21 protein-coding genes are annotated in these 24,234 nt (G+C 71.7%); 15 read left to right on the top strand and 6 right to left on the bottom strand.

Annotated features, from left to right (window positions below):
- Nucleotide 1 precedes the first annotated feature (1 nt).
- The 10 genes from B9O00_RS06465 to B9O00_RS06420 all read left to right on the top strand — a co-directional run bounded on the left by B9O00_RS06465 (nt 2) and on the right by B9O00_RS06420 (nt 10,174).
- Nucleotides 2-874 carry a branched-chain amino acid ABC transporter permease gene (locus B9O00_RS06465; protein WP_085121643.1) on the top strand — a complete coding sequence of 291 codons (873 nt, stop codon included), beginning with the start codon at nt 2-4 and terminating at the stop codon, nt 872-874.
- The gene (locus B9O00_RS06460; protein ID WP_085121642.1) at nt 874-1,920 is read left to right on the top strand and encodes a branched-chain amino acid ABC transporter permease; all 1,047 of its coding nucleotides are present in this window, start codon (nt 874-876) and stop codon (nt 1,918-1,920) included. Before B9O00_RS06465 ends, B9O00_RS06460 begins: the two co-directional genes overlap by 1 nt.
- Before the next feature lie 37 nt (nt 1,921-1,957).
- A complete protein-coding gene (locus B9O00_RS06455) occupies nt 1,958-3,139 on the top strand; it encodes an ABC transporter substrate-binding protein (protein ID WP_085121641.1) in 1,182 nt (393 codons plus the stop codon).
- Between the two features lie 77 nt (nt 3,140-3,216).
- On the top strand, nt 3,217-4,704 hold the full coding sequence (locus B9O00_RS06450; protein WP_085121640.1) for an acetyl-CoA carboxylase biotin carboxylase subunit: 1,488 nt from the start codon (nt 3,217-3,219) through the stop codon (nt 4,702-4,704).
- The gene (locus tag B9O00_RS06445) at nt 4,704-5,276 is read left to right on the top strand and encodes an acyl-CoA carboxylase biotin carboxyl carrier protein subunit (RefSeq protein WP_085121639.1); all 573 of its coding nucleotides are present in this window, start codon (nt 4,704-4,706) and stop codon (nt 5,274-5,276) included. Before B9O00_RS06450 ends, B9O00_RS06445 begins: the two co-directional genes overlap by 1 nt.
- Nucleotides 5,276-6,883, top strand: a complete 1,608-nt coding sequence (locus tag B9O00_RS06440; RefSeq protein ID WP_085121638.1) for an acyl-CoA carboxylase subunit beta — start codon at nt 5,276-5,278, stop codon at nt 6,881-6,883. The genes B9O00_RS06445 and B9O00_RS06440 overlap by 1 nt, the downstream gene beginning before the upstream one ends.
- Before the next feature lie 11 nt (nt 6,884-6,894).
- A complete protein-coding gene (locus B9O00_RS33005; protein WP_159460125.1) occupies nt 6,895-7,530 on the top strand; it encodes a 2-hydroxychromene-2-carboxylate isomerase in 636 nt (211 codons plus the stop codon).
- Nucleotides 7,527-8,708, top strand: a complete 1,182-nt coding sequence (gene bktB, locus B9O00_RS06430) for a beta-ketothiolase BktB (protein ID WP_085121636.1) — start codon at nt 7,527-7,529, stop codon at nt 8,706-8,708. Before B9O00_RS33005 ends, bktB begins: the two co-directional genes overlap by 4 nt.
- Before the next feature lie 24 nt (nt 8,709-8,732).
- On the top strand, nt 8,733-9,416 hold the full coding sequence (locus B9O00_RS06425) for a transglutaminase domain-containing protein (protein ID WP_085121635.1): 684 nt from the start codon (nt 8,733-8,735) through the stop codon (nt 9,414-9,416).
- Entirely contained in the window at nt 9,413-10,174 is a 762-nt protein-coding gene (locus B9O00_RS06420) for an enoyl-CoA hydratase-related protein (protein ID WP_085121634.1), read from the top strand. Before B9O00_RS06425 ends, B9O00_RS06420 begins: the two co-directional genes overlap by 4 nt.
- A gap of 31 nt (nt 10,175-10,205) precedes the next feature.
- Here the strand turns inward: B9O00_RS06420 and B9O00_RS06415 are convergent, their stop codons facing one another.
- From B9O00_RS06415 to B9O00_RS06390, 6 genes are read right to left on the bottom strand one after another with little or no spacing between them, the layout of a single operon-like run.
- Nucleotides 10,206-10,973 carry an SDR family NAD(P)-dependent oxidoreductase gene (locus B9O00_RS06415; RefSeq protein ID WP_085121633.1) on the bottom strand — a complete coding sequence of 256 codons (768 nt, stop codon included), beginning with the start codon at nt 10,971-10,973 and terminating at the stop codon, nt 10,206-10,208.
- A 44-nt stretch (nt 10,974-11,017) separates the two neighbouring features.
- Entirely contained in the window at nt 11,018-12,172 is a 1,155-nt protein-coding gene (locus B9O00_RS06410) for an acyl-CoA dehydrogenase family protein (protein WP_085121632.1), read from the bottom strand.
- Between the two features lie 11 nt (nt 12,173-12,183).
- Nucleotides 12,184-13,386 carry a pimeloyl-CoA dehydrogenase large subunit gene (pimC, locus tag B9O00_RS06405; protein ID WP_085121631.1) on the bottom strand — a complete coding sequence of 401 codons (1,203 nt, stop codon included), beginning with the start codon at nt 13,384-13,386 and terminating at the stop codon, nt 12,184-12,186.
- A gap of 13 nt (nt 13,387-13,399) precedes the next feature.
- Nucleotides 13,400-14,584 carry an acetyl-CoA C-acyltransferase gene (locus B9O00_RS06400; protein WP_085121630.1) on the bottom strand — a complete coding sequence of 395 codons (1,185 nt, stop codon included), beginning with the start codon at nt 14,582-14,584 and terminating at the stop codon, nt 13,400-13,402.
- Between the two features lie 38 nt (nt 14,585-14,622).
- The gene (gene pimA, locus B9O00_RS06395) at nt 14,623-16,314 is read right to left on the bottom strand and encodes a dicarboxylate--CoA ligase PimA (protein WP_085121629.1); all 1,692 of its coding nucleotides are present in this window, start codon (nt 16,312-16,314) and stop codon (nt 14,623-14,625) included.
- The gene (locus B9O00_RS06390) at nt 16,311-18,434 is read right to left on the bottom strand and encodes a 3-hydroxyacyl-CoA dehydrogenase NAD-binding domain-containing protein (protein ID WP_085121628.1); all 2,124 of its coding nucleotides are present in this window, start codon (nt 18,432-18,434) and stop codon (nt 16,311-16,313) included. Before B9O00_RS06390 ends, pimA begins: the two co-directional genes overlap by 4 nt.
- A gap of 159 nt (nt 18,435-18,593) precedes the next feature.
- Here B9O00_RS06390 and B9O00_RS06385 point away from each other — a divergent pair, with 159 nt between their 5' ends.
- Genes B9O00_RS06385 through B9O00_RS34115 form a run of 5 tightly spaced genes read left to right on the top strand, consistent with a single transcriptional unit; the run spans nt 18,594 to nt 24,170 of the window.
- The gene (locus B9O00_RS06385) at nt 18,594-19,454 is read left to right on the top strand and encodes an IclR family transcriptional regulator (RefSeq protein WP_159460124.1); all 861 of its coding nucleotides are present in this window, start codon (nt 18,594-18,596) and stop codon (nt 19,452-19,454) included.
- Nucleotides 19,451-20,245 carry an ABC transporter ATP-binding protein gene (locus B9O00_RS06380; RefSeq protein WP_085121626.1) on the top strand — a complete coding sequence of 265 codons (795 nt, stop codon included), beginning with the start codon at nt 19,451-19,453 and terminating at the stop codon, nt 20,243-20,245. The genes B9O00_RS06385 and B9O00_RS06380 overlap by 4 nt, the downstream gene beginning before the upstream one ends.
- 5 nt (nt 20,246-20,250) lie before the next feature.
- Nucleotides 20,251-20,955, top strand: coding sequence for an ABC transporter ATP-binding protein (locus B9O00_RS06375; protein ID WP_322111188.1), 705 nt, complete (start codon nt 20,251-20,253; stop codon nt 20,953-20,955).
- 16 nt (nt 20,956-20,971) lie between these two features.
- Entirely contained in the window at nt 20,972-21,847 is an 876-nt protein-coding gene (locus B9O00_RS06370; RefSeq protein ID WP_085121624.1) for a branched-chain amino acid ABC transporter permease, read from the top strand.
- 4 nt (nt 21,848-21,851) lie between these two features.
- Complete coding sequence (locus tag B9O00_RS34115) at nt 21,852-24,170, top strand: ABC transporter substrate-binding protein (RefSeq protein ID WP_085121623.1); 2,319 nt, start codon at nt 21,852-21,854, stop codon at nt 24,168-24,170.
- Nucleotides 24,171-24,234: the final 64 nt, after the last annotated feature.

Below are 24,234 nucleotides of genomic sequence, written 5' to 3'. Positions count from 1 at the left end.
GATGGAGCTCTTCCTCAACTTCCTCGCCTCCGGCCTGGTCATCGGCTCGATCTACGGCCTGATCGCGATCGGCTTCGCCGTCATCTTCAAGACCACCGGCGTGCTGAACTTCGCCCAGGGCGAGGTCATGATGCTGGTCGCCTACGTCAGCTGGTCGCTGGCGACGGAGCTCGACCTGCCGCTGGTGCTGCTGATCCCGCTGGTCGTGGTCGCGGCCGCGGCGATCGGCGCGCTGCTCGAGCGGATCTTCATCCGGCCGATGCTCGGCGAGCCGGTCTTCGCGATCATCATGGTGACGATCGGCCTCGCGGTGACGCTGCGCAGCGTCATCGTGCTGATCTGGGGCGCCGACGCCGCGGCCTTCGACGTGCCGCTGAAGGGCGGCCTGATCGAGATCGGCCCGGTCGTGCTGTTCACCGAGCAGCTCTTCGCCATCGTCCTGTTCCTGGTCGTGGCGCTGGCGATCTTCCTGTTCTTCCGCTTCACGCGGATCGGCACGGCGATGCGCGCGACCGCCCAGGACGAGACGACGGCGCTGCTGATGGGCGTCGACGTCAAGCGCATCTCGATGCTCGCCTGGGCGATCGCCGCGGTCGTCTCGGGCCTCGCCGGCATCGCCTTCGCGATGATGATCTCGCGCGCCCCGGACATGTGGTTCCTCGGCCTGCGCGCCTTCCCGGCGACGATCCTCGGCGGCCTCGACGCGCCGCTCGGCTCCGGCCTCGGCGGCCTGCTGATCGGCGTCATCGGCGACCTCTCGGAAGGCTACATCGGCCAGGGCCTGAAGGAGATCAGCGGCTTCGTCGTGATCATCGTGATCCTGATGGTCCGGCCCTACGGCCTGTTCGGCCAGCGCGAACTGGAGCGGGTGTGATGCGGACCGGGCACTACGTCGAGAGCTACGAGAAGCAGCTCGCCCTGACCACCAACCCGGTGACCTGGGCCTGGACCGGCGCGCTGCTGCTCGGCCTCGCGCTGTTCCCGCTGCTCGTCGGCAACTACCTGCTGTCGGTCGCGATCACCGTCGGCATCGCGGCGATCGGCGCGATCGGCCTCAACCTGCTGACCGGCATCACCGGCCTGATCTCGCTCGGCCAGGCCGGCTTCCTGGCCGCCGGCTGCTACACCACGGCGCTGCTGGTCGCCGACTACGGCTGGCCGCCGGAGCTGGCGCTGCTCGCCGCCGGCTTCGTCTCGGCGCTGCTCAGCCTGGTCATCGGCGTGCCCTCGCTGCGGCTCAAGGGGCTCTATCTTGCGATCACCACGCTCGCCTTCTCCTTCATCATCACGCACTTCCTGCTCTACGCCGAGGCGCTGACCCACGGCCCCTACGGCGTGCGCGTCGAGAACCTGCGCTTCCTCGGCCTCGACCTGACGCAGCTCGACCAGCTGTTCTGGCTGGTCCTGGCGGTGCTGGTGCTGACCGTGCTGGCGGCGCTCAACCTGCTGCGCACCAGGGTCGGCCGGGCCTTCACGGCGATCCGCGACCACGACGTCGCGGCCCGGGTCATGGGCATCAGCCTGACCCGCTACAAGCTGGCCGCCTTCATGGTCTCGTCCTTCGTCGTCGGCATCGCCGGCGGGCTGATGGCCTTCCAGTTCCGCTTCATCAACGTCGACCTCTTCAACCTGCTGATCTCGATCGAGGCGCTGGCGATGATCATCGTCGGCGGGCTCGGCTCGGTCGCCGGCTCGATCCTGGGCGCGGTCTTCATCGTGCTGCTGCCCGAGGCCGTGCGCGCCCTGACCGACCTGCTGCCGGCGGCGCTGACCGAGATGCTCTCGACCTACGTCTACGAGGTCCGCGGCCTGCTCACCGGCCTCGCCATCATCGTCATGCTGCGCATCGAGCCGCACGGCCTGATCGGCCTGTGGCGCGACGCGAAACGCTACTGGACCCACTGGCCGCTCTCGGTGTGAGCCGCGGCCGACAACAAGGGTGAAAGGGGAGGATGTCATGAAGAGAGTGTTCGGGAGCACGGCGATCGCGGCCCTGGCCGTCGTCGCGAGCGTATCGGTCGCGGCTGCGGCCGAGCAGGGCGTCACCGACGGCGAGATCGTCATCGGCAACGTCCTGCCGATGTCCAGCTCGGCCGCCCTGGTCGGCCGGGCGGCGCACTTCGGCTCGGTCGTCGCGGCCGACGAGGCCAATGCCGAGGGCGGCGTCAACGGCCGCAAGATCGTCATCAAGACCGAGGACGACGGCTACGTGCCGGCGCGCACGGTCCAGGGCCTGCGCAAGCTGATGGACGAGGGCGTGTTCGGCCTGATCGGCACCGGCGCCGGCGCCGGCACCGCGGCGATCCTGCCGATCCTGGAGCAGGAGAAGATCCCGGCGATCGTCTCCTTCTCGCCGCTCAAGGCGGCGATCGACCCGGTCAAGCCGACGGTCTTCATGATCGGGGCGTCCTACCAGGACCTGGTCTTCGCCCAGCTCAAGTACATCCACGACAAGGTGGCGAAGAAGGGCGCGCGCTACGGCATCATCCGCCAGGACGACGACTTCGGCGTCCAGGTCGAGGGCGCCTTCCAGCGGGCGGTCAAGGAGCTCGGGATCACCGCGGTCGAGCCGGTCCGCTACAAGCGCGGCCAGAAGGACTTCGGCGCCGAGATCCTGAAGCTGCGCGCCGAGAAGATCGACGTGCTGGTCGCCGGCGGCGTCACCTCGGAGACGCCGGCGATGATGAAGGAGGCCAGCAAGTACAAGATGGACCTGGCCATGGCGACGGTGCCGACCTCGACGCTGCCGCCGATCATGGGCCTCGCCGCCCCCTACGGCTACGTCTACTACAGCGGCGACTACATCTCGCCGATGGGCTCGGAGGGCGCCGCCCACTTTACCGAGGTCGCCAAGGCGAGCCTGTCCGAGGACGAGCTCAAGGCGGTCAACCGCTACTCCCTGACCGGCTACGTCGCGGCCCGCATGATGATCGAGGCGATCCGCCGCTGCGGCAAGGAGCCGACGCGGGCCTGCGCCGTCGAGCAGCTGCAGTCCGGCAAGCCCTTCGACACCGCCGGCGTCACCCTGCCGCTGACCTTCACGCCCGAGCGGCACATCTCGGCGACCGCCGTGCGCGTGCTGAAGGTCGATCCCAAGGCCGGCAGCGTGACCCCGGTCACCGACTTCGCCGAGTACTGACCCTGTCGACCTGGGGCGGGCCGCAGGCAGCGGCCCGCCCGCCTTTCCCGCCTTCCCCGAACTGTCGAAGAGCCTGCATGTCCGTTCCGCCGCCCTTCCGCAAAGTGCTGATCGCCAACCGCGGCGAGATCGCCTGCCGGATCATCCGGACGCTCCACAAGCTCGGCATCGCGGCCGTCGCCGTCCACCATGCGAGCGAGCGCCGGGCGCGCCATGTCCGCGAGGCCGACGAGGCCTGGGAGCTCGCCGGGCCGACGCCGGTCGCGGCGCACCTCGACGGCGGCCAGATCGTCGAGATCGCCCGGCGCGCCGGGGCCGAGGCGGTCCACCCCGGCTACGGCTTCCTGTCCGAGAACGCCGGCTTCGCGCGCCAGGTGGCCGAGGCCGGCCTGGTCTTCGTCGGCCCCGACGCCGAGACGATCCACCTGATGGGCGACAAGATCCGCGCCCGCGACTTCGCCGCGGCCCACGGCGTGCCGGTCGCGCCCTCGGTGACGCCGACCGGCGACCTCGCGGCCTTCGTCGCCGAGGCCGAGGCGATCGGTTTTCCGCTGCTGATCAAGGCCGCGGCCGGCGGCGGCGGCAAGGGCATGTCGATCGTGCGCCACCGCGGGGAGCTGGCCGAGCGCGCCCGGGTCGCCGCCAGCGAGGCCGAGCGCTACTTCTCCGACGGCCGCGTCTATGCCGAGCTCTACGTCGAGCGGCCGCGCCACATCGAGGTCCAGGTGCTGGGCGACGGGCAGGGCGGCGTCCTGCACCTCTACGAGCGCGAATGCTCGGTGCAGCGCCGCTTCCAGAAGATCGTCGAGGAGGCGCCGGCGGCGAGCCTGCCGGCGGCCCTGCGCGAGGAGATCTGCGCGGCGGCCGTGCGCCTCGCCTCGGCGGCACGCTACCGCAACGCCGGCACGGTCGAGTTCATCCTGGCGCCCGACGGCCGCTTCTTCTTCCTGGAGATGAACACCCGCCTGCAGGTCGAGCATCCGGTGACCGAGATGGTGACGGGGCTCGACCTGGTGAAGGCGCAGCTGGAGATCGCCGCCGGCGGCGGCCTGCCGCTGGCGCAGGAGCAGGTCGCCCTCACCGGCCATGCCATCGAGTGCCGGCTCTGCGCCGAGGATCCCGAGCGCGACTTCCTGCCGGAGACCGGGCGCATCCTGGCGCTCGACGAGCCGGCCGGGCCGGCCCTGCGCTTCGAGAGCGGGCTCCTCGAAGGCCAGGCGGTGACCAGCGACTTCGATCCGATGCTGGCCAAGCTGGTGGTCCATGGCGGCGACCGCGCGGCGGCGATCGAGGCGGGCCTCGCCGCCCTCGACCGGCTGGTGCTGCTCGGCGTCGGCACCAACCAGGACTACCTTTCCCGGCTGCTCGGCCATCCGGCCTTCCGGGCCGGCCGTCTGCACACCGGCTTCGTCGCCGAGCACGCGGGCGATCTCGCGGCGGTGCCGCCGGAGGCGGCGCTGCGCGACGCCGCGCTGGTCGCCGCCGCGCTCGGCTTCCGCGAATTCCGGGCGCTCGCCTTCGAGACGCCCGAGCCCTACGCCTCGATGGGCGGCTGGAGGAACTGATGGCGCTGGCCCTGCTGCTCGGCGCCGAGGCGGCCGGAATCGAGATCGTGCGCCGCCGGCCGCACCTGGTCGTGCGGATCGACGGCCGCGAGCACGAGGTCGTCGAGCGTGACGAGGCCGACGGCCGGACCCGGATCGAGCTCGACGGCCGGCCGCTCGCGCTGGCCTGCGCCGCCGACGGAAACACCCGCTTCCTGCGCCTGGGCGGCCGCAACCTGCGGGTCTCCCTGGTCGATCCGCGCGACGCGGCGGCGGCCGGCGAGGGTGGCGGCGACGAGATCCGCGCGCCGATGCCGGGCTCGGTCGTGACGCTGCACAAAGCCGAAGGCGAGGCGGTACTGCGCGGCGAGACGATCCTGACCATCGAGAGCATGAAGCTGCAGACCGCCCTGGTCTCGCCGCGCGACGGCGTCGTCGAGCTGCTGCTCAGGGGCGAGGGGCAGACCTTCGACAAGGACGAGGTGGTCGTGCGCCTGGCCTCACCCTCGGCACCGGGCCCGTCGGAACCGGCCCCTCCGGAACCGGCCACCGCGGAAGCCTCCCCGGCGGCCGATGCGAAAGGAGCCGCCTGATGCGCAGGCTGCGATCGGCGATCAGCACCGCCTCGGCCGAGTTCCAGCGCCACTACGCGCACAACCGCCGGCTCGCCGAGGAGCTGCGCGAGCGCCAGGAGAGGGCGCGGCACGCGCGGCCGCAGCGCGACCTGGACCGCCTGGAGCGCCAGGGCAAGATGCTGCCGCGTCAGCGCGTCGAGCGGCTGCTCGATCCGGGCACGCCCTTCCTGGAGTTCTCCTCGCTGGCCGCCAACATGGCCTACGACGGCGAATCGCCGGGGGCGAGCTGCATCACCGGCATCGGCATCGTCTCGGGCCGCGAGGTCGTGATCCACGCCGACGATTCCAGCGTCAAGGGCGGCGCCTGGTACCCGCTGACCATCAAGAAGATCGTGCGCTGCCTGGACATCGCGATCGAGAACCGCCTGCCGGTCGTGCACCTCTGCGATTCCGCCGGCGGCTTCCTGCAGCTGCAGTCGGAGGTCTTCCCGGACCGCTACATGGGCGGCCGGATCTTCCGCAACCAGTGCATCCTCTCGAAGCTCGGCGTGAAGCAGCTGGCCCTGGTCTTCGGCCACTGCACGGCCGGCGGCGCCTACATCCCGGGCCTGTCCGACTACAACGTCATCGTCCAGGGCACGGGCGCCGTCTTCCTGGGCGGGCCGCCGCTGGTCAAGGCGGCGACCGGCGAGGAGGTGACGGTCGAGGAGCTCGGCGGCGCCGCGATGCACACCAGCGTCAGCGGCACCTGCGACTACCCGGCCGGCAGCGAGGAGGAGGCGATCGCCATCGGCCGCGAGATCGTCGCCCAGTGGGACCGGCCGCGGAAGTGGGACTGTCAGCGCGAGGAGCCCGAGGAGCCCTACTACGACCCCGACGAGCTCTACGGCGTGCTGCCCGACGACATCAAGAAGCAGTTCGAGATGCGCGAGATCATCGCGCGCCTGGTCGACGGCAGCCGCTTCCACGAGTACCAGCCGAACTACGGCACGACCCTGGTCTGTGGCTTCGCCAACCTCTGGGGCTGGAAGGTCGGGATCCTGGCCAACAACGGCGTGCTGTTCAACGACTCCTCCCTGAAGGGCGCGCACTTCATGGAGCTGTGCAACCAGAACAACACGCCGCTGGTGTTCCTGCAGAACATCACCGGCTTCATGGTCGGCCGCGCCTACGAGCGCGCCGGCATCACCAAGGACGGCGCCAAGATGATCATGGCGCAGACCTGCTCGCGGGTGCCGAAGTTCACGGTGATGTGCAACGGCTCCTTCGGCGCCGGCAACTACGGCATGTGCGGCCGGGCCTTCGACGGCCGCCTGCTGTTCACCTGGCCGAACCACCAGATCGGCGTGATGGGCGGCGACCAGGCCGCCAACACCCTGGCCGAGGTCAAGCTGAAGCAGATGCAGCGCAACGGCGAGGCCGTCGACCAGGCGGTCATCGAGCGGCTGCGCGACGAGACCCGGGCCGCCTACCTGGAGCAGCTCTCGGCCTGGTACTCGACCTCGGAGATCTGGGACGACGGCATCATCGATCCCGTCGACACGCGCAACGCCCTGGGCATGGCGATCACCGCCTCGCTGAACGCGCCGCTCGGCGAGTCCGGCTACGGCATCTTCCGGTTCTGAGGACCGCGACCGTGACCGACCATCAAGCCCCCGGGCCGATCCGCTTCTACCTCGACTTCGCCTCGCCCTACGCCTATGCGGTGCACCGGGACCTGGAGGCCCTGGCCGAGCGCCACGGCCGGGCGCTGGAGTGGCGCCCGATCCTGGTCTGGGCGGTGCTCAAGGCGCTCGGCGTGCCGCCGCCGCTGGAGAGCGAGGCCAAGCGCCGCTACCTGCTCGCCGACATGGCCCGTTCCGCCGCCTTCCACGGCCTGCCCTACCGCGAGCCGGTCCGGCTGCCGCTCTCGACCCATCTGGCGGCCCGGATCTTCCACGCCTGCCACGAGGTCGATCCGGTGGCCGCGAAGGCCTTCGGGCGAAGCGTCTTCCGGGCCTTCTTCGCCGAGGGGCTCGACATCGCCGACGAGGCGGTGCTGCTCTCCCTGGCCGGCGAGCAGGGCCTGGCGCCCGACTTCGTCCGCGACGCCATGACCGGTGCCGAGGGCAAGGCGCGCCTGGCGCGCGCGGTCGAGGCGGCACTCGCCGACGGCGTCGTCGGCTCGCCCTTCGTGCTGCTCGACGGCGAGGGCTTCTTCGGCGCCGACCGCCTGCCGCAGATCGCCTGGCGGCTCGACAGGCCCCACCAACAGGAAAGGTCCGCTCCATGACCGAGGTCGTCTTCGTCAGCGCCGTGCGCAGCGCCATCGGCACCTTCGGCGGCGCGCTCGCCGGCGAGAGTCCCTGTTCGCTCGGCGCCGCCGTGGTCCGCGAGGCGCTGGCCCGCGCCGGCGTCGAGGGCGAACAGGTCGGCCACGTCGTCTTCGGCAACGTCATCCAGACCGAGCCGCGCGACGCCTACCTGGCCCGGGTCGCGGCGCTCGACGGCGGCGTCGCGAAGGCGGCGCCGGCCATGACCCTCAACCGCCTGTGCGGCAGCGGCGCCCAGGCGATCGTCTCGGCGGCCCAGTCGATCCTGCTCGGCGACGCCGAGGTCGCGGTCGCCGGCGGCGCCGAGGCGATGAGCCGGGCGCCGCACCTGCTGACGACCGGCCGCTTCGGCCAGCGCATGGGCGACACGGCCGCGGTCGACGCCCTGGTCGGCATCCTGACCGACCCCTTCGGCAACGGCATCATGGGCCTGACCGCCGAGCGGGTGGCCGACAAGTGGGGCATCGGCCGCGAGCGCCAGGACGCCTTCGCCCTGGAGAGCCAGCGCCGCGCCGCCCGGGCGATCGGCGAGGGGCGCTTCGAGTCGCAGATCCTGCCGCTCGAGGTCGGCCGCGGCAGCAGGGCGCGCAGTTTCGCCGTCGACGAGCATCCCAAGCCACAGACCACGGCCGAGGACCTCGCGAACCTGAAGCCGGCCTTCCGGCGCGACGGCGGCAGCGTCACCGCCGGCAACGCCTCGGGCATCAACGACGGTGCGGCGGCCCTGGTGCTGATGAGCGCCGAGGCGGCCGAGCGCGGCGGCCACCGGCCGCTCGGGCGCCTGGTCGGCTACGCCCACGCCGGCGTCGAGCCCGGCGAGATGGGCATCGGACCGGTGCCGGCGGTGCGCGGCCTGCTGGCCCGGACCGGCCTCGCCGTCGAGGATTTCGACCTGGTCGAATCGAACGAGGCCTTCGCCGCCCAGGCGCTCGCCGTCTCGGACGAGCTCGGCCTCGACCCCGAGCGGGTCAATCCGAACGGCGGCGCCATCGCCCTCGGCCACCCGGTCGGCGCGACCGGCGCGATCCTGACCGTCAAGGCGCTCTACGAGCTGGCCCGCAGCGGCGGCCGCAGGGCCCTGGTGACGCTGTGCATCGGCGGCGGCCAGGGTATCGCGCTCGCCCTCGAACGCCTCTAGGATCGCCGCCCGGAGGAGGATCCGATGACCGACAGGGACGACGAGCTGGAGGCGGCGCTGGCGCCGACAGCTTTCATCGACAGCGACAGCGAGGCGGTGCGCGCGCTGGTCGCGCGGGTGGCGCCGGAGGGCGACCCGAAGGAGCGGGCGATCCGGCTCTACTACGCGATCCGCGACGAGATCCGCTACGACCCCTACAGCATCGACGTCGCGCCCGACAGCTACCGCGCCTCGGTCTGCCTCGCGCGCGGCATCGGCTTCTGCATCAACAAGGCCGTGGTCCTTGCCGCCGCCGCCCGCGCGGTCGGCGTGCCGGCTCGGCTCGGCTTCGCCGACGTGCGCAACCACCTGGCGACGCCGCGGCTGCTCGAGCTGATCGAGACCGATCTCTTCTACTGGCACGGCTACACCAGCCTCCATCTCGACGGCCGCTGGGTGAAGGCGACGCCGGCCTTCAACCTGGCGCTCTGCGACCGCTTCGGCGTGCTGCCTCTGGAGTTCGACGGCGAGAGCGACTCGGTCTTCCATCCCTTCGACCGCTCCGGCCGGCAGCACATGGAGTACGTCGCCGAACGCGGCGAGTTCGACGACCTGCCTTTCGAGGCGATCGCCGCTTGCCTGAGGAGCAACTACCCGCGCCTGCTGGGGGACGCCGCCGGCGACTTCCACGCCGAGGCCGGCGGGCCGGGTCGGGAGAGCAGCCTGTGACCGAGTACCGCGAGATCCTGGTCGGGCGCGACCGCCCGCTCGCCCGCATCACCCTGAACCGGCCGGACAAGCTCAACGCCTTCACCCTGACGATGGCCGACGAGCTGCTCGCGGCCTTCGGCGAGGCGGAGGCCGACCCGGCGGTCCGGGCGGTGCTGCTCGGCGGGGCGGGGCGTGCCTTCGGCGCCGGCTTCGACCTCTCGGCCGTCGCCGCCATGGACCCGCCCGAGCTGGGGCCGGTGCTGGAGGACCACTTCAACCCGCTGATCCGGGCGATGCGCCGCTCGCGCCTGCCGATCGTCGCCAGCGTGCAGGGCGCCTGCGCCGGCGCCGCCGTCGGCCTGGCGCTGGCCTGCGACCTGGTGATCGCCGGCCGCTCGGCCTTCTTCTACGAGCCCTTCGTCGGCATCGCCCTGGTGCCCGACGCCGGCAACAGCCTGTTCCTGCCGCGGCTGGTCGGCCGCATCAGGGCGGCCGGCATGGCCCTGCTCGGCGAGCGCATCCCGGCAGAGGAGGCGGGCGCCTGGGGCCTCGTCTGGAAGGTCGTCGAGGACGCGGCGCTGGCCGGTGAGAGCGAGGCCGTGGCGAGCCGCCTGGCCGCCCAGCCGGCCGCCGCCGTCGCGGCGACCAAGCGCCTGCTGGGGGCGGCCGCCGAGGCCGGCCTCGACGCCCAGCTCGACCTGGAGCGCGACCTGCAGGACCAGGCCGGCCGCTCCGCCGACTGCCGGGCCGCCATCGAGCGCTTCCTGAAGCGCTGAACGCCGCCAGCGGGCGCGGGGCCGCGATCGCTCAGGCGATCGTCACGCCGCCGTCGGCGACGACGATCTGCCCGGTGATGAAGCTCGCCGCCGGCGAGGCCAGGAAGGCGACGACGCCGCCGATCTCCTCGGGCCGGCCGATCCGGCGCAGCGGCGTCGTGCGGGTGCGCTCGGACAGCCGGGCCTCGTCCTCCCAGAGCGCCCGGGCGAAATCGGTCTTCACTAGGCCCGGCGCGACGCAGTTGACGCGAACGTTCGCGGGCCCGTGCTCGACCGCGAGGTTGCGGGCCAGCGCGAAGTCGGCGGCCTTGGAGATCCCGTAGCCGCCGATCACCGGCGTGCCGCGCAGGCCGGCGATCGAGGAGACGATGACGATCGCGCCGCCGCCCTTCGCCTTCATGCCCGGCACGACGCGGTTGCAGAGCCAGAGGTTGCTCTTGACGTTCGAGGCCATGATCTTGTCGAAGGCCGCGTCGCCGAGCTCGGCGAGCGGACCGAAGACCGGATTGACCGCGGCGTTGCAGACCAGGATGTCCGGGGCGCCGAAGAGCTGCTCGGTCTGCGCGACCAGCGCCTCGACCTGGTCCTTGTGGGAGATGTTGCAGGGGATCACCGCCGCCTCGCCGCCGGCGGCCCGGATCGTCTCCGCGACCGCCTCGCAGGCCTCGGCCTTGCGGCTGGAGACCACGACCCGCGCGCCGAGCCCGGCCATGGTCTCGGCGATCGCCCGGCCGATGCCGCGGCTCGATCCGGTGACGACGGCGACCTGGCCGTCGAGCGAGAAGGGCGAGGCGGTCATCGGCGGGTCTCCTGATGGCTTGTCCTAAGGCGGCGGCGCCGGCGTCAGGCCTGTTCGCGCACGAGGCCGTCGAGGGCGGCGAGCCGCGCCAGGTGATGGCCGACGTCGCCGAGCAGCAGGTCCAGCATCGTGACCCGCTTGAAGTAGTGGCCGATGCGATGCTCCATCGTCATGCCGACGCCGCCGTGCAGCTGGATCGCCTCGCGGCCGATCGCCCTGGCCGACTTGCCGATCTGCACCTTGGCCGCCGAGACGGCGCGGGCGCGCTCCTGCGGATCCTCGTCGTCGGCCATCATGCCGGCGTAGAGCGCCATCGAGCGCGACTGCTCGAGCTCGACGAACATGTCGACCGCGCGATGCTGCAGCACCTGGAACGAGCCGATGGTCGTGCCGAACTGCTGGCGGGTCTTCAGATAGTCGAGCGTGATCGCGTTCATCTCGTCGAAGCAGCCGACGGCCTCGGCGCAGAGCGCGGCGACGGCCTCGTCGGCGACCCGCTCGACGACCGGCAAGGCGCCGCCGGGATCGCCGATCAGGGCCTCCCCGCCGACCCGGACGCCGTCGAGCACCAGCTCCGCCGCGCGCAGCCCGTCCTGGGTCGGGTAGCCCTGGCGCGTCAGGCCCGGCGCGTCGGCCCGGACCAGGAACAGGCCGATGCCCGCGCGGTCCCGGCGATCGCCCGCGGTCCGCGCCGTGACGATGACGGCGTCGGCGCTGTCGCCGTGCAGCACCAGGCCCTTGCGGCCGGAGATCCTCCAGCCGCCCTCGACCCTCTCGGCCCGGGTCTCGACGTCGAAGAGGTCGTAGCGCGACTGCGGCTCGGCATAGCCGAAAGCGAGGCGCAGGCGGCCCGCGGCGATCTCCGGCACAAGCCCGGCCTTCTGCCCGGCGTCGGCGGCGTGGCGCAGCAGGCCGCCGGCCAGCACGACGGTCGCCAGGTAGGGCTCGAGCACCAGCCCCCTGCCGAAGGCCTCCATGACGATCGCGGTCTCGACCGGGCCGCCGCCGAAGCCGCCGTCGGCTTCTGCGAAGGGCAGGCCGAGCAGGCCGAGCTCGGCGTAGCGTGCCCACATCGCCTCGCTGAAGCCGCCGGGACCGGCCTGGTACCTCCGGCGGTCGTCGAAGCCGTAGTGGTCGGCGACCAGCCGGTCGACGCTCTCCTTCAGGAGGCGCTGCTCGTCGGAAGGGTCGAAATCCATGGATGCTTCCTTCAGAGGCCGAGGATGGCCTTGGCGATGATGCTGCGCTGGATCTCGTTGGAGCCGCCGTAGATCGACACCTTGCGCAGGTTGAAGTAGCTGGGGGCGATCGTCGAGGCCCAGTCGGGTCCGATCGGCGGCTCGTTGCGGCCGTCGAGCTCCTCGCGCGGCTGGTAGGGCAGGGCGTAGGGGCCCACCACCTCCAACAGCAGCTCCGAGGTCGCCTGCTGGATCTCGCTGCCCTTGATCTTGAGGATCGAGCTCGCCGGATCCTGCTTGCCCGTCTCCCGCTTCGCCTCGTTGGCCAGGACGCGCAGCTGGGTCATCTCCAGCGCCTTCAGCTCGACCTCGACCGCGGCCAGCTTCTCGCGGAAGTCCTGCCGGTCGAGCAGCCGGACGCCGCCGACCGACTGCTGGGCGGCCAGGGCCTTGATGCGGCGGATCCGTTCCTTGGAGACGCCGACGCGGGCGATGGTGACGCGCTCGTTGCCGAGCAGGAACTTGGCGTAGTCCCAGCCCCGGTTCTCCTCGCCGACCCGGTTCTCGACAGGCACGCGCACCTCGTCGAGGAAGACCTCGTTGACCTCGTGGCCGCCGTCGATCGTCTGGATCGGCCGCACGGTGATGCCGGGCGACCTCATGTCGATCAGCAGGAACGAGATGCCGGCCTGCTTCTTCGCCGCCGGGTCGGTGCGGACCAGGCAGAAGATCCAGTCGGCGTGCTGCGCCAGCGTCGTCCAGGTCTTCTGGCCGTTGACCACGTAGAACTCGCCGTCGCGCACGGCCCTGGTCCGCAGCGAGGCGAGGTCGGAGCCGGCGCCGGGCTCGGAGAAGCCCTGGCACCACCAGTCGTCGAGCCTGACGATGCGCGGCAGGAAGCGCCGCTTCTGGGCCTCGCTGCCGAAGGTGTAGATCACCGGGCCGACCATGTTGACGCCGAAGGCGAGCGGCGCCGGGGCCGGGGTCTGGGCCAGCTCCTCGGTGAAGATGTACTGCTTGATCGGGCTCCAGCCGGTGCCGCCGTGCTCGACGGGCCAGTGCGGCACGGCCCAGCCCCTGTCGGCCAGGATGCGCGTCCAGCGCACCATGTCGTCCTTGCTCGGCGAGCCGCCGGCCACCAGCTTGTCGCGGATGCCCGCGGGCAGGGCGGTCCGGCAGAAGGCGCGGACCTCGTCGCGGAAGGCCAGTTCGTCGTCGGTGAAGCGCAGGTCCATGGCGAAGGTCCCTTCAGAAGATCTCGAGCAGGCCGGCGGCACCCATGCCGCCGCCGACGCACATCGTGACGACCGCGTGCCGGACGCCGCGGCGCCGGCCCTCGATCAGCGCGTGGCCGGCGAGCCGGGCGCCCGACATGCCGTAGGGGTGGCCGAGCGCGATCGCGCCGCCGTCGACGTTGAGCCTGGCCGGGTCGATGCCGAGCCGGTCGCGACAGTAGACGACCTGCACGGCGAAGGCCTCGTTGAGTTCCCACAGGCCGATGTCGTCGACCTTCAGGCCGTGCCGTTCGAGCAGGCGCGGCACGGCGAAGACCGGGCCGATGCCCATCTCGTCGGGCTCGGTGCCGGCGACGGCGAAGCCGCGCAGCGCGCCGAGCGGCTCGAGGCCGCGCTGCTCGGCCAGCCGGGCGTTCATCACGACGCAGGCCGCGGCCCCGTCGGAGAGCTGGCTGGCATTGCCGGCGGTGATCGTGCCGCCCTCGCCGCGCACCGGCTTGAGGCCGGCAAGGCCCTCGGCCGTGGTGTCGGGCCGCGGCCCCTCGTCGGCGGCGAGCGTGACCTCCCTGAGGGAGACCGTGCCGCTTTCCTTGTCGGTCACCGCCATGGTCGTCGTGATCGGGGCGATCTCGGCGTCGAAGCGGCCGGCGGTCCGGGCGGCCGCCGTGCGCTGCTGGCTTTCCAGGGCGTAGGCGTCCTGGACCTCGCGGCCGATGGCGTAGCGCCGGGAGACGACCTCGGCGGTGTCGATCATCGGCAGGTAGATGTCGGGCTTCGTCTCCAGCAGCGCCTCGTCCTGGCGCCGGTAGAGGTTCATGTGGTCGTTCTGCACCAGGCTGATCGATTCCAGCCCGCCGGCGACCGCGACCGGCACGCCGTCGCAGCGGATCGCGCGCGAGGCGACGGCGATCGCCTGCAGGCCCGAGGAGCACTGCCGGTCGATCGTCGTGCCGGCGACCATGACCGGCAGGCCGGCGCGGACCAGGGCCTGGCGGGCGACGTTGTGGCCGGTCGTGCCCTGCTGCAGGGCGCAGCCCATGACCACATCCTCGACCTCGTCGGGCTCGATGCCGGCGCGCGCGACCGCGTGGCGGATCGCGTGGGCGGCGAGCGTCGCCCCGGCCGTGTTGTTCAGGCCGCCGCGATAGGCCTTGCCGATCGGCGTTCGTGCGGTCGAGACGATGACTGCGTCGTCCATGCCCGTTCCTTTCCCAGGGATCTCCGCCGGAGCCGCGCTCAGGCGGCCGGTCCGGCTGCTTCGGTCGGCCCGGCGTGCGTCAGCCGCTCCTCCTCGCGCAGGGCCCGGCGCGACAGCTTGCCGACGGCGGTCCGCGGCAGGGTCTCGCGGAACTCCAGCGCCCGCGGTATCTCGTGCCGGCCGAGCTTGTCGGCGAGGAAGGCCTGCAGCGCCTCCAGGGTGAAGGGCTCGCCCGCCGGCTTCAGCGTCACGAAGGCCTTGGCGGCCTCGCCGCGGTAGGGGTCGGGAATGCCGACGACGATGCACTCCTGGACGGCCGGATGCTCGTAGATCGCCTGCTCGACCATCTGCGGATAGACGTTGAAGCCGCCGGAGATGATCAGGTCCTTCTTGCGGTCGACCAGGTAGAAGAAGCCGTCCTCGGCCATGTAGCCGACATCGCCGGTCAGCAGGTAGCCGCCGGCGAAGGTCGCGGCCGTCTCCTCCGGGCGGTTCCAGTAGCCGGCCGTCACGTTCGGCCCGCGCACGGCCAGCTCGCCGACCTCGCCGGGCGGCAGGGCGCGCGCCGGCTCGTCGAGGGCGACGACCCGGACCTCGACGCCGGGCAGCGGGATGCCGATCGACCCCGGCCTGGGCTCGCCGAAGGGCAGCAGGTTGGTGCCGGCCGGGGCGGTCTCGGTCAGGCCCCAGCCGCCGGCGAGCCGGCGTCCCGTGGCTTCCTCGAAGCGCCGGCCGACCTCGACCGGCAGGGGGGCCCCGCCGGACGAGCAGCGGTCGAGCGACGAGAGGTCCCGCTTGCCGAGGTCGGGATGGTTGAGCAGGGCGATCCACATCGTCGGCACGCCGGGGAAGGCCGTCGCCCGCTTCTGCTCGACGTCCTGCAGCACCTGCCCGGCATCGAAGCGCAGGTGCAGGATGATCTCGGAGTGCCGGCGCACGCCGCGCAGCAGGATCGTCGTCAGGGCGTAGATGTGGAACAGCGGCAGGGCGCAGATGACGCGCTCCCAGCCGCGGTTCTCGGGATAGAGCGCCTTGAACCAGGCGTCGTAGATCGAGACCGCCGCGGTCAGGTTGGCATGGCTGAGGATCGCCGCCTTCGGCAGGCCGGTCGTTCCGCCGGTGTACTGCAGCAGGGCGGTGTCCGCCGGGTCGATCTGCGGCCAGTTCGCAGGCGGCTCGCAGGTCTCGGCCAGGCGGTCGAGGGGGATGACCTCCGGGCGCGCGGGGATCGCCTCGCGCTCCGGCGCCGGCTCGCCGAAGGCCGCGTCGTCGCCGACGATCACGCGGTCGACGAGCCCCGCCTCGAGCAGCTTGACGGCACCGGCGAGCAGGCCGCCGAGGTTCGTGGTGATCACCGTGCGCGCGCCGGAATCGCGGAGCTTGTAGGCCAGCTCGCGCGGCGCATCGAGCGGCGAGAGATGGGTCAGGCGGGCGCCGGTCCTGAGCCCGCCGAAGAAGGCGACGGGATGGCAGGGGCTGTTCGGCAGGTAGAGCGCGATGCACTGCTCCCGGTCCAGCCCCTCGGCCAGCAGTCCCGCCGCCAGGCGGTCGGCCCGCTGCTTCAGCTCCGCGTAGGAGCAGCGCCAGCTCCGGAAGTACAGCGCCGTGCGCGCGCCGGCCTCCCGCGCCGCCTCGTCCAGCAGCGCCGTGACCAGCCCGGTCGCAATCGGGTGGTCCCAGGAGAGGCCGGGCGGGTAGGCCTTCTCCCAGACGAAGGGGCGGGCGCTCATGCGCCGGCCCCTGCCTTCCGGCCGAGCGCGGCGAAGCTTCCGCCGTCGGCGGCGAGCCGCCGGAGCAGCGGGGCGGCTGCGAAGAGCTCCCTGCCGGTCTTGCCGTGCCAGTCGTCGAGCCGCTCGACGATCGTCGCCAGCCCGACGTGGTCGGCCCAGAACATCGGCCCGCCCTTGCCCACGGGGAAGCCGTAGCCGTCGACCCAGGCGACGTCGATGTCGGAGGGCCGTGCCGCGATGCCTTCCTCCAGGATGCGCGCGCCCTCGTTGATCATGGGATAGAGGGTGCGCTCGACGATCTCCTCGGCGGCGATCGGGCGGCGCTCGATGCCGCGCTCGCGCGCCTTGCCGGCGATCAGCGCCTCGACCCAGGGATCGGGCTCGGGCCGGCGCGAGCCGGCCTCGTAGCGGTAGAAGCCCTCGCCGGTCTTCTGGCCGAAGCGGCCGGCCTCGCAGAGCGCGTCGGCGATCACGGCCGTCCGGCCGAGCGACTTGCGGTTCCGCCAGCCGACGTCGAGGCCGGCGAGATCGCCCATCGCGAAGGGCCCCATCGGAAAGCCGAAGTCGGTGAAGGCCCTGTCGACCTCCTGCGGCAGGGCGCCTTCGAGCAGCAGGGCCTCGTTCTCGGCCGAGCGGGCCGCCAGCATGCGGTTGCCGACGAAGCCGTGGCAGACGCCAACCACCACCGGCACCTTGCCGATCCGCTTGGCGAGGCCGAGCAGCGTCGCCAGCACGTCGGGCGCCGTCCGCCTGCCGCGCACGATCTCGAGCAGCTTCATGACGTTGGCCGGCGAGAAGAAGTGCGTGCCGACCACGTCGGCCGGGCGGCCGGTCGCGTCGGCGATCGCGTCGATGTCGAGGTAGGAGGTGTTGGAGGCGAGGATCGCGCCCGGCCTGGCGATCCGGTCGAGCCTGCCGAAGACCTCCTTCTTGACCGCCATCTCCTCGAACACGGCCTCGATCACGAGATCGGCCACGGCCAGGTCCTCGTAGCGCGTCGAGCCCGTGATCAGGGCCAGGCGCCGGTCGCGCTCCTGCTCGCCGAGCGATCCGCGGGCGACCGACAGGTCGTAGTTCTTGCGGATCACCCCGAGGCCGCGCTCGAGCGCTTCCCTGTTCATCTCGACCAGCGTCACCGGGATGCCGGCGTTGGCGAAGGTCATGGCGATGCCGCCGCCCATGGTCCCGGCGCCGACGACGCCGACCCGGGCGACCGGCCGGGGCGTCACCTCCCGGCCGACGCCGGCGACCTTCGTCGCCTCGCGCTCGGCGAAGAAGAGGTGGCGCTGCGCCTTCGACTGGAAGCCATCCAGCAGCTCGGTGAAGAGCGCCCGCTCGCGGCTCAGCGCCTCGTCGAAGGGCGTGTCCAGGGCCATGCGCACGGCCCTGACGCAGGCGAGCGGCGCCTCCAGGCCGCGCGTCCGCTGGGTCAGCTGCTTCGCCTTCGCCTCGAAGGCGGAGGGATCCCTGCGCGTCGCGGCGAGCCGGTCCTCCCGGTCGCGCACCGGCACCGGGGTCTGCCGGCTTTCGACGAGGGCGCGCGCGTGGGCCGTCGCCCCGGCCACAAGGTCGTCCTCGACGATGCCGTCGACGAGACCCAGGGTGGCGGCCTTGGCGGCGGCGATCGGCGTTCCGGTCACGATCATCTCGACCGCCGCCTCCGGCCCGACGACGCGCGGCAGCCGCTGGGTGCCGCCGGCGCCGGGCAGCAGGCCGAGCTTGACCTCGGGCAGGCCGAGCCGCGCGTCGGGCGCGGCGACGCGGGCGTGGCAGGCCAGAGCGAGCTCGAGGCCGCCGCCGAGCGCGACGCCCCGGATCGCCGCGACGACCGGCTTCGCCAGGCTCTCGCAGTGGCGGATGACGGCACTCAGCCCGGGCTCGCGGGGCGGCTTGCCGAACTCGGTGATGTCGGCGCCGCCGCTGAAAGTCCGCCCGGCGCCGGTCAGCACGACGGCCTTTACCGCGGGGTCGGCGGCCGCCCGCTCGAGCGCCGCGACGATCCCGCTCCGGACCGCGTATCCGAGGGCGTTGACCGGCGGATTGGCGATGGTGACGACGGCCACGTCGCCATCGGTCGAGTAGCCCACGGCGTCGTTCCTATCGTCGACTTCCTGTTCCAAGAGAACCTCCCAGTTCCGCAATGCGAAATTCAGTTTTATTATTTGACCATACTTCTGGGATGTGATGCAGTTCTTGTCAACACAGGGAGGAACTGCCGAATGGCAGGGCGAGAACGCGGGCCAGGCCACGGCCGAACCGCGAAGGCCGCGCACAATCGCGTGGAGGGCGACCGGAAGTTCGTGACCGCGCTGGCGCGCGGCCTGGACGTCCTGCGCGCCTTCCAGCCGCACGAGGGCCTGCTCGGGAACCAGGAGATCGCCGAGCGGACCGGCCTGCCCAAGCCGACGGTCAGCCGCCTGACCTATACGCTCTGCACGCTGGGCTACCTGACCCACGTGACCCGGCTCGGCAAGTATCAGCTCGCGCCGGGGGCGATCACCCTCGGCTACGCCGCCCTCGCCAACCTCGGCGTGCGCCATGCCGCGCACGGTTTCATGGAGCAGGCCGCGGAGGCGCTGTCGGCGCAGGTCGGGCTCGGCGTGCTCTACCGCAACAGCGCGCTCTACGTCGACGTCTCGCGCGGCTCGGCGACCTACAGAATCCAGCTCGACATCGGTTCGCGCATCCCGCTGGCGGCGACCGCCATGGGCCGCGCCCTGCTGGTCGCCATGCCCGAGGCCCAGCGCGAGGCCCGCTACGCCGGCTTCGCCGAGCGGCATCCCGCGGAGTGGCCGGTGCTGCACGAGGCGCTCGAGGCGGCGGTGGAGGAGTACCGGGAGTACGGCTTCGTCACCTCGACCGGCGAGTGGCGCGGCGACGTCCATGCCGTCGGGGTGCCCCTGGTCGCGGCCGACGGCTCGGGTCTCTTCGCCTTCAACTGCGGCGGTCCGCCGCATCAGTTCCCGCCCGAGCGGCTGCGCGACGAGATCGGACCCGCCATCGCGGCCCTCGCCCGGCAGGTCGAGGACCTGCTGAGCGGCCGGCGGCTGCCCGGCACCAGCGGCGACTGGCTGGCGGTCGCGCAGGCCCGCGGCGGCGGCAAGACGGGGGGGCGGCCCCCGGCCCGGAAAGCCGGATGAGCGGGGCCGGGCGCAGCGCGCCGACGCCCCAGCTCGTCGTCGACGGCCTGGTCGTGCGCTTCGGCGGCATCGTCGCGCTCGACGGCATCCGCTTCGATCTTCGGCACCGCGAGATCCTGGGCCTGATCGGGCCGAACGGTGCCGGCAAGACGACCCTGTTCAACTGCCTGAGCCGACTCTATACGCCGGTCTCCGGCGACCTGCGCTACGAGGGCCGGTCGATCCTGCGGCGCGCGCCCCACCACATGCCGGCGATCGGCATCGGGCGGACCTTCCAGAATCTCGCGCTGTTCGACCGGCTGACCGTGCGCGACAACATCCGCGTCGGCGCCCACGCCAGGAGCCGCAGCGACCTCCTCTCCGACGCCCTGGCGCTGCCCTGGGTGCGCCGTCAGGAGAGACGGATCGACGGGATCGCCGAGGAGCTGCTCGACTACCTGGAGCTCGGCGCGGTCGCCGACCTGCCGATCGCCGGCCTGCCCTTCGGCACGCGCAAGCGCGTCGAGCTGGCCCGGGCGCTCGCCTCGCAGCCGGGCCTGCTGCTGCTCGACGAGCCGGCCGGCGGCCTCAACCACGACGAGGTCGCCGAGCTCGGCATGCTGATCCGGCGCCTGCGCGACGAGCGCGGCGTCACCGTGCTGTTGGTCGAGCATCACATGGGGCTGGTGATGTCCGTCTCCGACCGGGTCGTGGTGCTCAACTTCGGCCGCAAGATCGCCGAGGGCTCGCCTGCCGAGGTCCAGCAGGACCCGGCCGTGGTCGACGCCTATCTCGGGGGGACGAGGCATTGAGTCCGCTGCTCCAGGTCTCCGACCTGCACGCCTCCTACGGCGACTTCCGGGTGCTGCACGGTCTCGACTTCGCGGTCGGGCAGGGCGGGGTCACCACGCTGCTCGGCGCCAACGGGGCCGGCAAGACGACGACGCTCCGGGCGCTCTGCGGCATGATCCGGCATTCGGGCCGCATCGTCTTCGAGGGTGCCGACATCGCCGGGCGCCCGACCGAGGAGATCGTCCGCCTCGGCATCGCCCACGTGCCCGAGGGGCGCGGCACCTTCACCGGGCTGACGGCCGAGGAGAACCTGCTCTGCGGCGCGATGGCGCGCTCCGACCGCGGCGCGATCGCCGCCGACGTCGAGCGCGTCTACGGCTGGTTCCCGCGGCTCAAGGAACGCCGGCGCCAGCAGGCGGGCACGCTGTCCGGCGGCGAGCAGCAGATGCTGGCGATCGGCCGGGCGCTGATGCTGCGCCCCAAGCTGATGCTGCTCGACGAGCCCTCCTTCGGCCTCGCGCCGCTGATCGTCGCCGAGCTGTTCGAGATCCTGCGCAAGGTCGGCGAGGAGGAGGGGGTGGCCCTGCTGATCGTCGAGCAGAACGCCGCTCTCGCCCTCGAGCTGGCCGACCGGGCCTATCTCATCGAGACCGGCTGCATGGTCATGTCCGGCAGCGCCGCCGAGATCCGCGACGACGAGTCGGTGCGCGCCGCCTACCTGGGCTACTGAGGAGGGTCGAGCCGCCGTGGAGCTTCTGATCCAGCAGCTCGTGACCGGGATCGCGACGGGCGGCATCTACGCCTGCATGGCGCTCGCCGTGGTCATGATCTACCAGGCGATCCATCACCTGAACTTCTCCCAGGGCGAGATGGCGATGTTCTCGACCTTCGTCGCCTGGCAGCTGCTGCAGTGGGGGCTGCCCTACTGGGCCGTCCTGCCGCTGACCGTCGCGGTCTCCTTCGCCGGCGGCATGGCCATCGAGCGCCTGGTCATCCGGCCGCTCGGCCAGGCCCCGATCCTCAGTCACATCGCGGTCTTCATCGGCCTCTTCGCCGTCATCAACAGCCTGGCCGGCTTCATCTGGGACTTCACGATCAAGCCCTTCCCGAGCCCCTTCGGCGAAGGCTCCCAGCTCGGCGGCCTGATCAGCAACCACCAGATCGGCATGATCGGCGTGACCCTGGTCGTGCTGCTGTTCCTCTATCTCTTCTTCCGCTACACCCGGATCGGCCTCGCGATGCGCGCGGCGGCGGAGAATCCCGCCTCGGCGCGCCTCGTCGGCATCCGCGTCGGCCGGACCGTGGCGCTCGGCTGGGGCATGGCCGCCGCGATCGGCTCGATCGCCGGGATCCTGATCGCGCCGCTCGTCTTCCTCGAGCCCAACATGATGCTGTCGATCCTGCTCTACGGCTTCGCCGGGGCGGTGCTCGGCGGCCTCTCGAGCCCGGCCGGGGCGGTGTTCGGCGGCTTCGCGATCGGCGTCATCGAGAACCTCGCCGGCACCTACATCCCGGTCGTCGGCGACGAGCTGAAGCTGCCGATCGCGCTGCTGCTGATCGTCACGGTCCTGGTCTTCAAGCCGACCGGCCTGTTCGGCCGGCCGGTCGTGCAGAGGGTCTGATCCCGTGACGCTCGACACCGCCGCCTCGCGCGCCGGCGATGCCCGGACGGGACAGGATCCCGACGCCGCCGCGCTCCGCCCCGCGGCCGGCCGCTCCTGGGGGCTCGCTGTGGCCCTGGTCGTGCTGGCGGCGGCGCTGGCCGCGCCCTTCGCGGCCGGCAGCTTCCTGGTGTTCCAGCTGACCATGATGCTGGTCTACGCCATCGCCATCCTGGGCCTGAACATCCTGACCGGCATCAACGGCCAGTTCTCGCTCGGCCACGGCGCCTTCTACGCGGTCGGTGCCTACACGGCCGCGATCATGATGGACCACTTCGGCATCGGCTATCTCTGGACGCTGCCGGCGGCCGGCGTGGTCTGCTTCCTGGCCGGCTTCCTGTTCGGCTGGCCGGCGCTGCGCCTCGAGGGCGTCTACCTGGCGCTCGCCACCTTCGCGCTGGCCGTGGTCACGCCGCAGCTCTTCAAGCTCTCGCCCTTCGAGCCCTGGACGAACGGCGTCATGGGCATCGTCATCGACAAGCCGGGGCCGCCCTTCGGGCTGCCGCTCAGCGCCGACCAGTGGCTCTACCTGCTGACCCTGGGCGTCGCGCTCGGCGCCTGGCTCTGCGCGCGCAACCTGGTGGCCAGCCGCGGCGGCCGCGCGCTGATGGCGATCCGCGACAATCCGATCGCCGCGCGCTCGATGGGCGTCAACACGGCGCTCTACAAGTCGCTCGCCCTCGGCGTCAGCGCGCTCTACACCGGCGTCGCCGGGGCGCTCGGCGCCATCGTGGTGCAGTTCGTCGCGCCCGATTCCTTCACCTTCGCCCTGTCGATCGCCTTCTTCGTCGGTCTGGTCGTCGGCGGCGTCGGCTGGCTGCCGGGCGCACTGCTGGGCGGCGCCTTCGTGATGTTCGTGCCGAACATCGCGGAGAGCCTGTCGAAGGGCCTCTCGGGCGCCGCCTACGGGGCCATCCTGATCCTGCTCATCTACGTCATGCCGACGGGCCTCGGCGGGCTGCTGCACGCGGCCGGCCGGCGGCTCTCGGGAAGAAAGCACCGGGTCCACGAAGATCCGGCGCGCGTTTCAGAAACGGGAGGAGAAGCCATGACCAAGAGACGTTCGATCCTGAAGGGTGTTGCCGGCGCGGGGCTGCTGCTCGGCGTGGGCCTGGTCCTGCCGGGGGCGGCCTGCGCGGCCGGGATGTACGACCCGGGCGCCTCGGACAGCGAGATCAAGATCGGCAACATCAATCCCTACAGCGGCCCGGCCTCGGCCTACTCGTCGATCGCCAAGACGATTGCCGCCTACTTCGACAAGGTCAACGCCGAGGGCGGCATCAACGGCCGCAAGATCACCTTCGTCTCCTACGACGACGGCTACTCGCCGCCGAAGGCCGTCGAGCAGGCGCGCAAGCTGGTCGAAAGCGACCAGGTGCTGCTGATCTTCCAGTCGCTCGGCACGCCGTCCAACTCGGCGATCGAGAAGTACATGAACATCAAGAAGGTGCCGCAGCTGTTCGTTGCGACCGGCGCGACCAAGTTCGGCGACCCGGAGAAGTTCCCCTGGACCATGGGCTGGCAGCCCAACTACCAGAGCGAGGGCATCATCTACGGCCGCTGGATCCTGGCCAACGTCCCCGATGCCAAGATCGGCGTCCTGTACCAGAACGACGACTTCGGCAAGGACGGGCTGAGCGGTCTGAAGCAGGGGCTCGGCGACAAGGCGTCGATGATCGTCGCCGAGGCGCCCTACGAGGTCTCCGAGCCGACGGTCGACTCGCAGATCGTCAGGCTGAAGGCCTCCGGCGCCAACGTCTTCGTCAACATCGCGACGCCGAAGTTCGCCGCCCAGGCGATCAAGAAGGTCAAGGAGATCGGCTGGGACGCCACCGAGATCCTGACCAACGTCTCGAACTCGGTCGGCGCGGTCCTCAAGCCGGCGGGCCTGGACAATGCGAAGGGCATCGTCTCGACCGCCTATCTCAAGGACATGCAGGACCCGCAATGGGCCGACGACCAGGGCCGCAGGGACTGGCTCGCCTTCATGGACAAGTACTATCCGGCGGGCGACAAGACCTCGACCTTCACGGCCTACGGCTACACGGTCGCCCAGGCCATGGTCCACGTCCTGAAGCAGTGCGGTGACGACCTGACCCGCGCGAACGTCATGAAGCAGGCCGCCAGCATGAAGGACGTGCCGCTGCCGCTGCTGCTGCCCGGCATCACCATGACCACCAGCGCGACCGACTACTTCCCGCTCCAGAAGATGCAGATGATGAAGTTCAACGGCGAGCGCTGGGTGAACTTCGGCGATGTGATCTCCGGCGCCGTCGGCGAGTGACGCCGACCCCTCCTGCGCGTCCCGTCGGGCGGAATCGGCCGGCGGGCCGATCGGCGGAAGGGCC

This window comes from Tistlia consotensis USBA 355 (genome assembly GCF_900177295.1).
Taxonomy (GTDB): Bacteria; Pseudomonadota; Alphaproteobacteria; order Kiloniellales; family DSM-21159; genus Tistlia; species Tistlia consotensis.
This window is presented reverse-complemented; position numbering and strand designations above follow the sequence as displayed.

Excerpts from the sequence above, each read along its gene's own strand:
- B9O00_RS06450 (WP_085121640.1), top strand. The coding sequence starts at position 3,217 with ATGTCCGTTCCGCCGCCCTTCCGCAAAGTGCTGATCGCCAACCGCGGC.
- pimA (WP_085121629.1), bottom strand. The coding sequence starts at position 16,314 with ATGAGCGCCCGCCCCTTCGTCTGGGAGAAGGCCTACCCGCCCGGCCTC.
- B9O00_RS06415 (WP_085121633.1), bottom strand. The coding sequence starts at position 10,973 with ATGACCGCCTCGCCCTTCTCGCTCGACGGCCAGGTCGCCGTCGTCACC.
- B9O00_RS06410 (WP_085121632.1), bottom strand. The coding sequence starts at position 12,172 with ATGGATTTCGACCCTTCCGACGAGCAGCGCCTCCTGAAGGAGAGCGTC.
- B9O00_RS06445 (WP_085121639.1), top strand. The coding sequence starts at position 4,704 with ATGGCGCTGGCCCTGCTGCTCGGCGCCGAGGCGGCCGGAATCGAGATC.
- B9O00_RS06460 (WP_085121642.1), top strand. The coding sequence starts at position 874 with ATGCGGACCGGGCACTACGTCGAGAGCTACGAGAAGCAGCTCGCCCTG.
- B9O00_RS06425 (WP_085121635.1), top strand. The coding sequence starts at position 8,733 with ATGACCGACAGGGACGACGAGCTGGAGGCGGCGCTGGCGCCGACAGCT.
- B9O00_RS06400 (WP_085121630.1), bottom strand. The coding sequence starts at position 14,584 with ATGGACGACGCAGTCATCGTCTCGACCGCACGAACGCCGATCGGCAAG.
- B9O00_RS06465 (WP_085121643.1), top strand. The coding sequence starts at position 2 with ATGGAGCTCTTCCTCAACTTCCTCGCCTCCGGCCTGGTCATCGGCTCG.
- pimC (WP_085121631.1), bottom strand. The coding sequence starts at position 13,386 with ATGGACCTGCGCTTCACCGACGACGAACTGGCCTTCCGCGACGAGGTC.
- B9O00_RS06455 (WP_085121641.1), top strand. The coding sequence starts at position 1,958 with ATGAAGAGAGTGTTCGGGAGCACGGCGATCGCGGCCCTGGCCGTCGTC.
- B9O00_RS06380 (WP_085121626.1), top strand. The coding sequence starts at position 19,451 with ATGAGCGGGGCCGGGCGCAGCGCGCCGACGCCCCAGCTCGTCGTCGAC.
- B9O00_RS06440 (WP_085121638.1), top strand. The coding sequence starts at position 5,276 with ATGCGCAGGCTGCGATCGGCGATCAGCACCGCCTCGGCCGAGTTCCAG.
- bktB (WP_085121636.1), top strand. The coding sequence starts at position 7,527 with ATGACCGAGGTCGTCTTCGTCAGCGCCGTGCGCAGCGCCATCGGCACC.